This window comes from Actinomycetospora endophytica (assembly GCF_021026375.1).
Taxonomy (GTDB): domain Bacteria; phylum Actinomycetota; class Actinomycetes; order Mycobacteriales; family Pseudonocardiaceae; genus Actinomycetospora; species Actinomycetospora endophytica.
On the sequence record NZ_JAJNDB010000003.1, the window covers coordinates 1 to 12,681 of the forward strand.

The 12,681-nt window shown below is 75.2% G+C and carries 11 protein-coding genes and 1 rRNA gene; 11 read left to right on the top strand and 1 reads right to left on the bottom strand.

The window, feature by feature from the left end; all coding sequences use genetic code 11:
* Nucleotides 1-158: 158 nt before the first annotated feature.
* Nucleotides 159-275: ribosomal RNA gene (gene rrf / locus LQ327_RS15360) — 5S ribosomal RNA — on the top strand.
* A gap of 387 nt (nucleotides 276-662) precedes the next feature.
* Here rrf and LQ327_RS15365 read toward each other — a convergent pair.
* Nucleotides 663-1,643 (bottom strand): hypothetical protein, encoded by a 981-nt coding sequence (locus LQ327_RS15365; RefSeq protein WP_230735135.1) that lies wholly within the window; start codon nucleotides 1,641-1,643, stop codon nucleotides 663-665.
* On the opposite strand from LQ327_RS15365, the gene LQ327_RS15370 reads away from it, so the two are divergent.
* The 10 genes from LQ327_RS15370 (at nucleotide 1,572) to LQ327_RS15415 (ending at nucleotide 12,580) form a co-directional block, all read left to right on the top strand.
* The gene (locus LQ327_RS15370; RefSeq protein ID WP_230735137.1) at nucleotides 1,572-2,630 is read left to right on the top strand and encodes a hypothetical protein; all 1,059 of its coding nucleotides are present in this window, start codon (nucleotides 1,572-1,574) and stop codon (nucleotides 2,628-2,630) included. The genes LQ327_RS15365 and LQ327_RS15370 overlap by 72 nt on opposite strands.
* A complete protein-coding gene (locus LQ327_RS15375; protein ID WP_230735139.1) occupies nucleotides 2,627-3,652 on the top strand; it encodes an HAD-IIA family hydrolase in 1,026 nt (341 codons plus the stop codon). The genes LQ327_RS15370 and LQ327_RS15375 overlap by 4 nt, the downstream gene beginning before the upstream one ends.
* Nucleotides 3,653-3,662: 10 nt before the next feature.
* The gene (locus LQ327_RS15380) at nucleotides 3,663-3,881 is read left to right on the top strand and encodes a hypothetical protein (protein ID WP_230735141.1); all 219 of its coding nucleotides are present in this window, start codon (nucleotides 3,663-3,665) and stop codon (nucleotides 3,879-3,881) included.
* Nucleotides 3,882-3,885: 4 nt separating this feature from the next.
* Nucleotides 3,886-4,713, top strand: a complete 828-nt coding sequence (locus LQ327_RS15385; protein WP_230735143.1) for a TlyA family RNA methyltransferase — start codon at nucleotides 3,886-3,888, stop codon at nucleotides 4,711-4,713.
* Nucleotides 4,710-5,639 carry an NAD kinase gene (locus tag LQ327_RS15390; RefSeq protein ID WP_230735145.1) on the top strand — a complete coding sequence of 310 codons (930 nt, stop codon included), beginning with the start codon at nucleotides 4,710-4,712 and terminating at the stop codon, nucleotides 5,637-5,639. The genes LQ327_RS15385 and LQ327_RS15390 overlap by 4 nt, the downstream gene beginning before the upstream one ends.
* A gap of 117 nt (nucleotides 5,640-5,756) precedes the next feature.
* Nucleotides 5,757-7,637, top strand: coding sequence for a DNA repair protein RecN (recN, locus tag LQ327_RS15395; protein WP_230735147.1), 1,881 nt, complete (start codon nucleotides 5,757-5,759; stop codon nucleotides 7,635-7,637).
* A 133-nt stretch (nucleotides 7,638-7,770) separates the two neighbouring features.
* The gene (gene steA / locus LQ327_RS15400) at nucleotides 7,771-8,982 is read left to right on the top strand and encodes a putative cytokinetic ring protein SteA (RefSeq protein WP_230735151.1); all 1,212 of its coding nucleotides are present in this window, start codon (nucleotides 7,771-7,773) and stop codon (nucleotides 8,980-8,982) included.
* Entirely contained in the window at nucleotides 8,979-9,920 is a 942-nt protein-coding gene (locus tag LQ327_RS15405) for a copper transporter (protein ID WP_230735154.1), read from the top strand. Before steA ends, LQ327_RS15405 begins: the two co-directional genes overlap by 4 nt.
* A 156-nt stretch (nucleotides 9,921-10,076) precedes the next feature.
* Entirely contained in the window at nucleotides 10,077-11,864 is a 1,788-nt protein-coding gene (gene pyrG / locus LQ327_RS15410) for a CTP synthase (RefSeq protein ID WP_230735157.1), read from the top strand.
* Between the two features lie 47 nt (nucleotides 11,865-11,911).
* Nucleotides 11,912-12,580, top strand: coding sequence for an NUDIX domain-containing protein (locus LQ327_RS15415; RefSeq protein WP_230735159.1), 669 nt, complete (start codon nucleotides 11,912-11,914; stop codon nucleotides 12,578-12,580).
* The last annotated feature ends 101 nt before the right edge of the window (nucleotides 12,581-12,681 follow it).

Sequence of the window (12,681 nt, forward strand, 5' to 3'; positions counted from 1 at the left end):
GGTACTAATAGGCCGAGGACTTGCCCGACACACCACCACTGCTCACACACGAGCAACCAGGTGACTGACAAGCAAACATCAAGAACAAAAGCGCTGCTCGCGTCCACACACTGCACACCCCAACCCCACCCCGAACACGGGTGGGGGTGGTTCGGTGTTCCGGTGGCCACAGCGGAGGGGAAACGCCCGGTCCCATCCCGAACCCGGAAGCTAAGCCCTCCAGCGCCGATGGTACTGCGACCGCCAGGTCGTGGGAGAGTAGGACACCGCCGGAACACCCAACCACCCCCACCACAACGGTGGAAAACATTCATAGAGTGAAATGCGCGGTCGACGATCGCGTGAGACATCGGGGCAGGACCGCTTTGGTCCTGCCCCGTTTCGTCATGTCAGGAGGACGATCGGTGACCGTGGACCCGCAGGACGGCCGACCCGACCGAACGTCCCCGACACGACAGGACTCGCGTCCCGAGTCCGGCACCCGCGGTGGCGACGCCCGCGGCGGCCGGAACCAGGGCTCCCGGGGCACCGGTGGAGCTCGTCGGGGCGACGACAACCGGTCCGGCGCGCGCGATGACCGTGGTGGCCGGCCTCGCGGCGGAGCGAACGACCGGGGCCGCGACGGTGCTCGGCGGGACAGCGCGCCGGGTCGGGACCGCGCGTCAGGTGGCGGGCCGGGCGCTGGGCGCCCGCGTTGGCGCGACGGCGACGGCGGCCCTCGCGAGGGTGGCTCTCGTGACGGCGGTGGCCGCGGGTCGCGTGACCAGGACACCCGGTCCGGGTCGGGCCGTGACGGTGGTTCCGGGCGTGGTGGCGACCGCGACCAGGGTTTCCGCGGCTCGGAGGGGCCCCGGGGCCGCGAGGGTCGGGGTGACGACACCCGGACCCGCGGCGACCGCCCGCGCGGTCATGACGACCGTTCCAGCGGCGGACCCGGACAGGGGGAGCGCTCCCGGGGGTCGGGCGACCGTCCGCGCGGTGGCGACGTGCGTTCGCGAGGCCGGGACGATCGTCCCCGGGGCCGTGACGACCGCCCGCGTGGTGGCGATGAGCGTCCGCGCGGCGACCGCCCGCGTGGGCGTGACGACCGCCCCCGCGACGACGACCGTTCCCGCCAGTCGCAGCGCCGCGAGGACGGCCCGCGAGGCGGGGGTACCGATGCGCCCGCCGGGGATCGACGGGAGTCCGGGAGCAACGACCGCCGTGGCGGCTCCCGTGACGGCCGTCAGGGCGGATATCGCGGCGACCGGCGCAACGACGGTCCGGGCCAGAACCGTGGGCCGTGGCCGTCGTCGGACCGGCGTGACGAGCGGGGTGGCGCATCCGCGGGCCGTCGTGACGAGCGTGGGGGCGCGTCCACCGGCCGCCGCGACGACCGTCCGGGCCGCGGCCGGGACGACCGCTCCCAGGGTCGGCCCGATCGCGGCCGGTCCCGGGGAACCGACGACCGCCGCAGCGACCGCGGCGACCGGCCGGACCGGCGCACCCGGGCCGAGGACCGGCCGCGTCGTCACCAGGACGCCGAGGCCCGCCCCGTCGAGCCGGCGCTGCCCGACGAGGTGACCCCGGAGATGCTCGACCAGGAGGTCCGCCGGGACCTCCGCGGGCTGCCGAAGGACCTCGCCGACATCGTCGCCCGGCATCTCGTCGCCGTCGGCGAGCTGCTCGAGGACGACACCGAGGCGGCACTGGCCCACGCGCGGTTCGCGCGGCACCGGGCGTCGCGGGTCGCCGTCGTTCGGGAGGCCTGCGGGCTCGCGGCGTACCACGCGGGCGAGTGGGCCGAGGCGCTCTCGGAGCTGCGGGCCAGCCGGCGGATGGGCGGCGCGCCGCACGTGCCGGTCATGGCGGACGCGGAGCGCGCCCTCGGGCGGCCGGAGCGCGCCCTGGAGATCGCCCGGAGCCCCGAGTCGGCCGATCTGCCGCGCGACGAGGCGATGGAACTGCTGATCGTAACGTCCGGGGCGCGGCGTGACCTCGGTGAGTACGCCGCGGCGGTCGTGGGGCTGCAGGTCCCCGAGCTCGACGTCCGCCGTGAGGACCCCTGGACGCCGCGCCTGTTCTACGCGTACGGCGAGGCCCTCGTGTCGGCCGGCCGACGCGACGACGCGGTGCGCGCGTTCCTCGACGCCGCCCAGACCGACATGGACGGCGAGACCGACGCCGAGGAGCGGGCCGCGCTGGTCGCGGCGGGGGTCGACACCCCGCCCGTCGAGCTCGACGACGCCCCGACCGACGACGAGGTGACCGCCGCCGAGCAGGCCGCGGCGGACGACGTCGCCGCGACGGACGACGCCGAGGGAGACGACGCGGGCGAGGTCGGTGACGCCGACGCCGCACCGGTTGATCAAGAGCACGAGGGGCAGGCCGAAGAGGCTGACGACCTGCCTGATGTGCCCCTCGCGGGCGACGCCGCGAGCGCCGACGCCGCACCCGCTGATCAGGAGCACACGGTGCAGGCCGAAGAGTCGGGGAACCTGCCTGATGTGCCCCTCGTGGCCGACGCCGCGGACGCCGACGCCGCACCCGCTGATCAGGAGCACGAGGGGCAGGCCGAAGAGGCTGACGACCTGCCTGACGTGCCCCTGGCGGGCGACGACCAGGACACCGCGGAGGACCCCGCCCGATGACGCGGCACGACGCGCTGCTCGTCGACCTGGACGGCACCGTCTACGCCGGCCCGGACGCGATCCCCGGCGCGGTCGAGGCACTCGAGGCGGCCCGGAAGCGCGGGCTGACCGTCTCGTACGTCACGAACAACGCGTCGCGGGCGCCGGGCGAGGTCAGCGAGCACCTCGCGCGGCTGGGGCTGACCCTCACCGAGCAGGACGTCGTCACGAGCGCCCAGGCCGGCGCGGCCGTGCTCGCGCGGCAGGTCGAGTCGGGGGCGACGGTGCTGGTCGTGGGCACCGAGGCACTCGCCGACGAGATCCGCGGGGTCGGCCTCGTCCCGGTGCGTACCGCGGACCAGGACCCGGTCGCCGTCGTGCAGGGGCACTCCCCGGACACCGGGTGGCGCGACCTCGCGGAGGCCGGCCTCGTCCTCGGCCGCGAGTCGATCTGGGTGGCGTGCAACGTGGACCCGACCCTGCCCAGCGACCGCGGTCTCCTGCCCGGCAACGGCTCGATGGTCGCGGCGCTGCGCAGCGCCAGTCGTCGGGAACCGCAGGTCGCTGGCAAGCCGGCCGCGCCGCTGCTGCGTCAGGCCGTCGAGCGGGTCGGGGCCACGACGCCGCTGGTGATCGGCGACCGGCTCGACACCGACATCGCGGGCGGCCACGCCATCGAGGCCGAGACCCTGCTGGTGCTCACCGGCGTCTCGACCCCCGCCGACGTCCTCACCGCGATCGCCGACCAGCGTCCCACCTACCTGGCAGCCGACCTCGCTGCCCTCGAGAACCTGGACGCCGCCCGCGTCGACGGTGACCAGTCGTGGCACGTCGACGTCGACGGCACGACCCTCCATCTCAGCGCCACCGACAACGCCCCCGACGACGCCACCGACCGGCCCGCCCAGCTCGCCGCCCTGCGCGCGCTCTGCCACGCGTGGTGGTCGACAGCCGCCACCGGCGACCCGACGGTGCGCCCCGGTGACCGCACGGCGGAGGCGGTCGTGACCGCGCTCGCGTTGCCCCGCGCCGGGAGCGGCTAGCGTGGGGTCCGTGGATCACGAGGCCGTCCCGGAGCCGGACCCGCTGACGCGGTTGCGCGCGGCCGCCGCGGCCGTGTCCGACCTGGACACCTCCGAACCCGCCTCCGGAGATGGGCCGCAGGACGGGCCGCGCGAGGACCCGGGGCTCGACGCCGGCGCCCAGGCCGACCGGTTCGAAGAGCTCCACGAGGCGCTCGTGGCCGTGCTCGCCGACGTCGACCGGGGCTGAGCCGGTGGCCCGCACGACGAGCCGCCGCCTGCGACTGGACGCCGAACTGGTCCGACGCGGCCTCGCCCGCTCCCGCGAGCACGCCGCGGCCCTGATCGCCGACGGCCGCGTCACCGTCGGCGGCACGGTGGCCCACAAGCCGGCGACGGCGGTGGAGACGGCGGCCGCCGTCGTCGTGACCCCCGAACCCGACGGCACGATCGACGACTGGGCCAGCCGCGGCGCGCACAAGCTGCTCGGGGCGCTGGAGGCGTTCGGCGACGTCGTGGTGCAGGACCGCCGCTGCCTCGACGCGGGCGCGTCGACCGGCGGGTTCACCGATGTCCTGCTGCGCCACGGCGCGCGGGAGGTGGTGGCCGCGGACGTCGGGTACGGCCAGCTGGTGTGGGCCCTGCGGACGGACGACCGCGTGACCGTCCTCGACCGGACCAACGTGCGGACCCTGACGGCCGACCAGATCGGCGGCCCGGTCGACCTCGTCGTCGCCGACCTCTCGTTCATCTCGCTGCGGCTGGTGCTCGACGCGCTGGCCTCGTGCCTGGCCGAGGACGGCGAGCTGCTGCCGATGGTGAAGCCGCAGTTCGAGGTGGGGAAGGAGCGCCTCGGGCACGGCGGCGTGGTGCGCGACCCCGCGCTGCGCGCCGAGGCGGTGGACACCGTCGTCGCGGCCGCCCGCCAGCGGGGCCTCGGCCTGGTGGATGTGACGGCCAGCCCGCTGCCGGGGCCGTCGGGCAACGTCGAGTTCTTCCTGCGCCTCCGGCGGGGTACGCACACCACGCCCGAGCAGGACACCGCGCAGGTGCGCCGGGCGGTTCAGGAAGGCCCTTCATGACGGGAGAGACCGTGACCCGGGACGCGCTCATCGTCGTCCACACCGGGCGGGAGGCCACCCGCAAGGTGGCCTCGACCGTCGCGTCGCGGCTGCACGCCGCCGGTTTCACGATGCGGGTGATGCCCGACGAGTACTCCACCGGCGCCGGGCTCTTCCTCGACCTGCCGGAGGACGAGCGCCCGCGTCGAGTGGATCCCGACGACGACGCGGCCAACGGCGCGGAGATCGTCATCGTCCTGGGCGGGGACGGGACGCTGCTCCGGGCGGCCGAGCTCGCCCGCACGGCCCGGGTCCCGCTGCTCGGGATCAACCTCGGGCACGTCGGGTTCCTCGCCGAGGCCGACCTGGACGACGTCGACGAGGTGCTCGACGCCGTCATCGCCCGGTCCTACCGGGTCGAGGAACGCATGACGGTGGACGTCGTCGCCTCGTCGGACGGGCAGGTCCACGGACGGACGTGGGCGCTCAACGAGGCGATCGTCGAGAAGACCAACTGGGCGAAGCTGCTCGACGTGGTCCTCGAGGTCGACCACCGGCCGGTCTCGGAGTTCGCGTGCGACGGGGTGCTGTGCGCGACGCCGACCGGCTCCACCGCGTACGCCTACTCGGCGGGCGGTCCGGTCGTCTGGCCGGAGGTGCAGGCGATGTTGCTCGTACCGTCGAACGCGCACGCGCTCTTCGCCCGGCCGCTGGTGATCTCCCCGGAGTCGCTGGTCGCCCTGGAGGTGTCCTCCCGCGGCGATGCCGGAGTGCTGGTGTGCGACGGCCGTCGGACCATGGATCTGCCGCCGGGCTCGCGGGTGGAGATCCAGCGGGGGACGGCGCCGGTGCTGCTGGTGCGGCTGCGCCGGCAACCGTTCACCGACCGGCTGGTGCGCAAGTTCGAGCTGCCGGTCCAGGGGTGGCGGGGCAGGCGCGCGGACTGAGCTCGGACCGCCGTCCCTGACCCGTCCACCGCGGTTCACCCACCGTTCGACCATGTGTTCGACTCGGATCGGCGTGTTCGGCCCCGACTGTCGGATCCCGTCGTTACAGTGACCGCCGTGCTCTCCGAGCTGAGAATCCAGGGCCTCGGCGTGATCGAGGACGCGACCCTGGAGCTGCACCCGGGGCTCACCGCGGTCACCGGCGAGACCGGCGCCGGCAAGACCATGGTGATCACCGGCCTGCACCTCCTGGGTGGCGGGCGCGCGGACTCCTCGCGCGTGCGCCGTGGGTCGTCCCGCGCGATCGTCGAGGGGCGCTTCGTGCTGCCCGACGCGGGCTCGTCGACCACCGAGGAGGACGAGGAGCGCGCCGTCGAGACGCGGGACGCCGCCGGGGTCGCGCGTGACGCGGGGGCGGCGCTCGACGACGACGGGTCGCTCATCGCCGCCCGCACCGTCTCCGCCGACGGGCGCTCGCGGGCGCACCTCGGGGGGCGATCGGTCCCGCTCGCGGTCCTCTCCGACGTCTCGGACGCCTCGCTCGCCGTCCACGGCCAGCACGAGGCGCTCCGGCTGCTCCGCCCGGCCGAGCAGCGCGCCGTGCTCGACCGGTTCGCCGGGGCGCCCGCCGAGGAGGCCCTGGCCCGCTACCGGGACATCCGGGGCCGCTGGCGCACGGCGGTCGCCGAGCTCACCGAGCGCCGCGACCACACCCGGGAGATGGCCCGCGAGGCCGACCTGCTGCGTCACGGGCTCACCGAGATCGAGGCGCTCGACCCGCAGCCCGGCGAGGACGCCGACCTCGTGGCCGAGGCCCGCCGGCTCGGTGACGTGGACGACCTGCGCTCGACGGCCCTGACTGCTCTCGCCGCCATCGCGGGCCCACCCGACGGCACCGGCGACGAGCCCGACGCGACGGCGCTCGTCGCGGAGGCCCGGCGCAGCCTCGGCGGCACCGAGGACCCACGGCTGACCGCGCTCGAGCCCCGGCTCGCCGAGGCGTCGACGCTGCTCACCGACGTGGCGGCGGAGCTGTCCGGCTATCTCGACGGTCTCGAGGCCGACCCGGAGCGGCTCGCGCAGGTGCTCGAGCGGCAGGCGGCGCTCAAAGGCCTCACGCGCAAGTACGCCGCCGACGTGAACGGGGTGCTCGAGTGGGCGGACACCGCCCGGTCGCGTCTGGAGACCCTGGACGTCTCCGACGAGGCGCTGGCCGCGCTGGCCGCCGAGGTCGACCGCCTCGCGGCTGAGCTCGCCGAACAGGCCGCCGCGCTCACCGCGGTGCGCACCGAGGCCGCCGAGCGCCTCGCGACCGCGGTGACCGCCGAGCTGGACGGGCTCGCGATGGCCGCCGCCTCGGTGCAGGTCGTGGTCGGCCAGAAGGAGGCCGGCGCCGCCGACACCGCCGGACTGGACGTGCCGGGTGCCGGACGGGTCGTGGCCGGGCCGGACGGCGTGGACGACGTCGAGCTGCTGCTCGCCCCGCACGCGGGCGCCCCGCCGCTGCCGATCGCCAAGGGCGCCTCCGGTGGTGAGCTCTCCCGGGTGATGCTGGCCGTCGAGGTGGTGCTCGCCGGGGCCGACACCATCCCCACCCTGGTGTTCGACGAGGTCGACGCCGGGGTCGGCGGGCACGCGGCGGTGGAGATCGGCCGGCGGCTGGCGCGGCTCGCGGAGACCCATCAGGTCGTCGTCGTCACGCACCTCGCCCAGGTCGCTGCCTACGCCGACCGGCAGCTCATGGTCGACAAGGGCGCCGCGAGCGAGGGCGTGACCCGCAGCTCGGTCCGGACGCTGGACGACTCCGAGCGTGTCGTCGAGCTCGCACGGATGCTGGCCGGCACCGAGGAGACCGAGACCGGCCGCGCGCACGCCGAGGAGCTGCTGGCCGCGGCCGCCGAGGACAAGCGCGGCAGCCCGCCGCCCACCCCGATCTCGAAGGGGGTCACCAAGGTCTCCCGCCGCGGCGGGCAGCGCTCCGGGCGGCGCGCCGGCTGAGACGCGGGCACACGGACACACGGAGTAATCGTGTTACCCGTGTGACGGATGTGGCGCCCGAGTCGGGTGAGACACGAGTGTTCCGTCGGCGTGGCGGCACGGTCTCCGCGCCGTCGGCGGCGACCATCGGCGCATGCGATGGCCAGGTCGGGGAGCGCGGACGACGGAGGCGCCGCCCGGCGTCAGCGGCACGGCCCGGCTGGGTCGGCGGGGGGAACGGGGCACCGGACCCGCCTACCTGCGCCGGTTGGGGCCGGGCGACGTCGCGGTGATCGACCAGGTCGACCTCGATCGCTCGACGGCGACCGCGCTGCTCGAGGCCGGGGTGGTCGGCGTCGTGAACGCCGCGCCGTCGATCTCGGGGCGTTACCCGAACCTCGGCCCGGAGATCCTCGTCGAGGCCGGTGTGGTCCTGGTCGACGACTGCGGGCCGGGGGTGTTCAGCGACCTGTCCGACGGCGCGACGATCCGGCTGCACGACGGCGCCGTGCACGTCGGGGACCGCGAGGTGCTGCGCGGGTTCGCCCAGGACCGCGACACCGTCGCCGACCTCCTCGACGAGGCCCGCGGCGGGATGTCGGCCCAGCTCGAGGCGTTCTCCGCGAACACCAGCGAGTTCCTCGGCCGCGAGCGCGGGCTGCTCGTCGACGGGCTCGGCGTCCCCGCGATCGCCACGACGATGCGCGACCGGCACGTCGTCGTGGTCGCCGGCGGCTCCGGCACGCTCGCCGAGCTCCGCTCGATCGCGGGGTACCTGCGCGAGTACAAGCCGGTGCTCGTCGGGGTCGGCGACGGCGCGGGCGCGCTGCGGGAGGCGGGCCACACCCCCGCCGTCGTGCTCGGCACCGTCGCCGAACTGGACCCCGGCCTCGCCCGGCGCGCGGACGACGTCGTCGTGCCGGCCGACACCGACGGCCACATCGCGGGCCTGGCCCGGCTGCAGGACCTCGGGGTCGACCCGGTCGCGTTCGCCAGCTCGGCCAACCCCGAGGACATGGCCCTGCTGCTCGCGCACGCGCACGGCGCCTCGCTCGTCGTGGCCGTAGGGTTCGACGCGAGCCTCGGCGGCTTCCTCGACCGGGGCCGCTCCGGGTCGATCCCGTCGACGTTCCTCACCCGGCTGCGGCTCGGCACGACGCTGGTCGACGCGCCGGCGGTGCGCGCGCTGCACCGCACCCGCGGCTCCGCGACGGTACTCGCGCTCCTGCTGGCGTCGGTGCTCGTGGCAGCCGTCGTCGCGGCGGTCGCGCTCGGCGCCGGCCCGTCCCTCCTGCAGCTCGTCGGCTCCGCCGGCGGGGCGGTCGAGGCGTGGGTCGTGGATGTCTACCGGAGCGTCATCGGATGAGGTCGTTCCGCTACCACGTGGTGTCGGTCTGCGCGGTGCTGCTGGCCCTCGGGCTCGGCGTCGCGCTCGGGGCCTCGTCGTTGTCGTCGTCGATGCTCGGCGGGGTGTCCTCCGACCGTGCCGACCTGAACGGACAGGTCGGGAGCCTCACCGCCGACCGCGACGCCGCCCGCGCGCAGCAGGCCCAGTCCGACCGGGCGCTCGCCGCGGCGGCCCCCGGCCTGCTCGCCGGGCACCTCGCCGCCCGCAGCGTCGTCCTCCTCGCCGCGCCCGACGCCGCGCCGGACGACCTCGACGCGGTGTCCGGGCTGGTCGGGCAGGCGGGCGGGCACGTCACCGGCCGGCTCGGCCTCACCGACGCCACGCTCGCGCCCGACCGCGCCGACGCCCTGCGCAGCCTGGTCACCCGCGTGCTGCCCGCGGGGGTCCAGCTGCCGCGGACCACCGACGCCGGCGCGCTGACCGGAGCGCTGCTGGGATCGCTCGTCACCAGCGGCAAGGGTCCGACGAGCAGCCCGGCCGAGGTCGGGACCGCGTTCACCGCCCTGGCCGACGGCGGGTTCCTCGCGCCGGGGGCCGCGCCGGCCCCGGCGCAGGTCGCGGTCGTCGTCACCGGCGACGGACCGGCCTCGACCCCGGACGCCGCCGGTCGCGCGAGCGCCCTGGCGAAGATCGCCGGCGCCGTGCACTCCGGGGGCGCGGGCACCGTCGTCGCGTCCCGTGCCGCCTCCGGGGAGGTCGCCGCCGTCCGCGCCGACCCGTCCCTGGGCGGGGTGTCGACGGTCGACGGGGTCGGTACGACGGCGGGTCGGATCGCCACGGTGCTCGCCGCGGGCGAGCAGGTCCAGGGACGGTCCGGCAGTTATGGCACCGCACCGGGGGCGAAAGCCCTGCCGGGTGCGGGGGCGGCGCCCGCGGCGGGGGCGCCGCCCGCTTGACCTCGCGGGTGGGCGAGTGGGGGAGTCGGGCCTGGTCACCCCGCGCCCGGTGTTACGGTGAGGTCCCGTGGACCGGTGCCCGAACGCCCGATACTCCCGGATCGACCCCCTCCGCACGCTGCTCGGCCGCCGCGCCGTGACGGGAGGGATGTGAGGATGCAGCACTCGCGCACCACGAAGCACGTCTTCGTCACCGGCGGCGTCGCGTCGTCGCTCGGCAAGGGACTCACCGCCTCGAGCCTGGGTCAGCTGCTCACCAGCCGCGGGCTGCGGGTGACGATGCAGAAGCTCGACCCGTACCTCAACGTCGACCCCGGGACGATGAACCCGTTCCAGCACGGCGAGGTCTTCGTGACCGAGGACGGCGCCGAGACCGACCTCGACATCGGGCACTACGAGCGCTTCCTCGACCGCGACCTCTCCGCCCGCGCGAACGTCACCACCGGCCAGGTGTACTCCGACGTGATCGCCAAGGAGCGCCGCGGCGAGTACCTGGGCGACACCGTGCAGGTCATCCCGCACATCACCGACGAGATCAAGTCGCGGGTGCTCGCGATGCAGGACTCCGGGGACGGGTACTCGCCCGACGTCGTCATCACCGAGATCGGCGGCACCGTCGGCGACATCGAGTCGCTGCCCTTCCTCGAGGCCGCCCGGCAGCTGCGCCACGAGATCGGCCGCGACAACTGCTTCTTCCTGCACGTCTCGCTCGTGCCGTTCCTCGCCCCGTCGGGCGAGCTCAAGACCAAGCCGACGCAGCACTCGGTCGCGGCGCTGCGCAACATCGGTATCCAGCCCGACGGCCTGGTCCTGCGCGCCGACCGGCACATCCCCGAGGAGATGACCCGCAAGATCTCCCTGATGTGCGACGTCGAGGACGACGGCGTCGTCGCCTGCCCGGACGCTCCGTCGATCTACGACATCCCCAAGGTGCTGCACTCCGAGGGCCTCGACGCCTACGTCGTGCGCCGGCTCGGGCTGCCGTTCCGCGACGTCGACTGGACGGTGTGGGGCGACCTCCTCGAGCGCGTCCACCAGCCCACCGAGACCGTCACCATCGCCGTCGTCGGGAAGTACGTCGATCTTCCCGACGCGTACCTGTCGGTGACCGAGGCGGTCCGCGCCGGCGGGTTCGCCCACCGCGCCAAGGTCGAGATCCGGTGGGTGCCGTCCGACGACTGCGCGACCACCGCCGGGGCCGCGACCGCGCTCGCCGGCGTGCACGGGGTGCTCGTGCCGGGCGGGTTCGGGGTGCGGGGCATCGAGGGCAAGATCGGCGCGCTCGACCACGCCCGCCGTCACGAGATCCCCGCGCTCGGCCTGTGCCTCGGCCTGCAATGCATGGTCATCCACGCCGCCCGCGAACTGGCCGGGCTGGACGACGCCAACTCCGCCGAGTTCGACCCGGCGACCCCGCACCCGGTGATCTCGACGATGTCCGACCAGACCGACGTCGTCGCCGGCGAGCGGGACATGGGCGGGACGATGCGTCTCGGCGCCTATCCCGCCGTGCTCGCCGCGGACACGATCACCCGCGCCGCGTACGGGACCGGCCGGGTCTCCGAGCGGCACCGGCACCGCTACGAGGTCAACAACGCCTACCGCGACCGGCTCGCCGAGGCGGGGCTGGTGTTCTCCGGGACCTCGCCGGAGGGGACGCTCGTCGAGTTCGTCGAGCTGCCGCGCTCGAAGCACCCGTTCTTCGTCGGGACCCAGGCGCACCCGGAGCTCAAGTCGCGCCCGACGCGCGCCCACCCGCTGTTCGCCGCCTTCGTCGCGGCGGCGCTGCGCCACGACGCCTCGTCGCGGCTGTTCTCGCACGGGCACGAGGAGGTCACCGCGGCGGACCCGGAGGCGCCGACGGCCGACGGCGAGGTCGCTGAGGACGCCGCGACGGTCAACGGCTCCGACGGGGTTCGCGTCCGGCAGACGGCGTCGCGGTGAGTCCGGAGCCGTCGCGGAGCGGGTCGTCGGACGCCGATGGCGCGCCGATGGCGCGGACGCCGGCGACACTGGTCGACCCGCACGACGGGCACGCGTCGCACACCTTCGAGGTCGTCTCCTCGGAGATCCTGTACGACGGTGCGATCTTCGCGCTGCGCGGCGACAAGGTGCGGATGCCGGGCGGGCGGGTGGCCACCCGGGAGAAGGTCGAGCACTTCGGCGCGGTCTCGGTGGCGGCGCTCGACGACCAGGACCGCCTGGTGATGATCTACCAGTACCGGCCTGCGATCGGGCGGCGCATCTGGGAGATGCCGGCCGGCCTGCTCGACGGCGGGTCGGACGAGGAGCCCGTCGAGGCCGCGAAGCGCGAGCTGGTCGAGGAGGTCGGGGTCACCGCCGACGACTGGTCGACGCTCGTCGACGTCGTCGGCTGCCCCGGGTTCGCCGACGAGTCGGTGCGGGTGTTCCTCGCCCGGGGGCTGCACGAGGTCGATCGACCCGAGGCGGCCGACGACGAGGAGGCCGACCTGGTCGTGCGGCGGGTGCCGCTGGCCGACCTGGTGACCGGGGCTATGTCGGGCGACCTGGTCAACGGCCCGTGCATCGCCGGGGTGTTCGCGGCGGCCGAGGTGGTGGCGGGCCGGTTCAGCCCCCGCCCGGTCGACGCGGAGTGGATCGACCGGCCGACGCAGTACGCCGCTCGTCGTCAGGGCTGAGTGTCGGGGGTCGCATGACGGCTCCCGAGAGCCGGACGAGGGGCACTGGGGCATCGGCGACGGCCATCCCGCATGCGTGGCGTGCTGATGATCAACGGCGA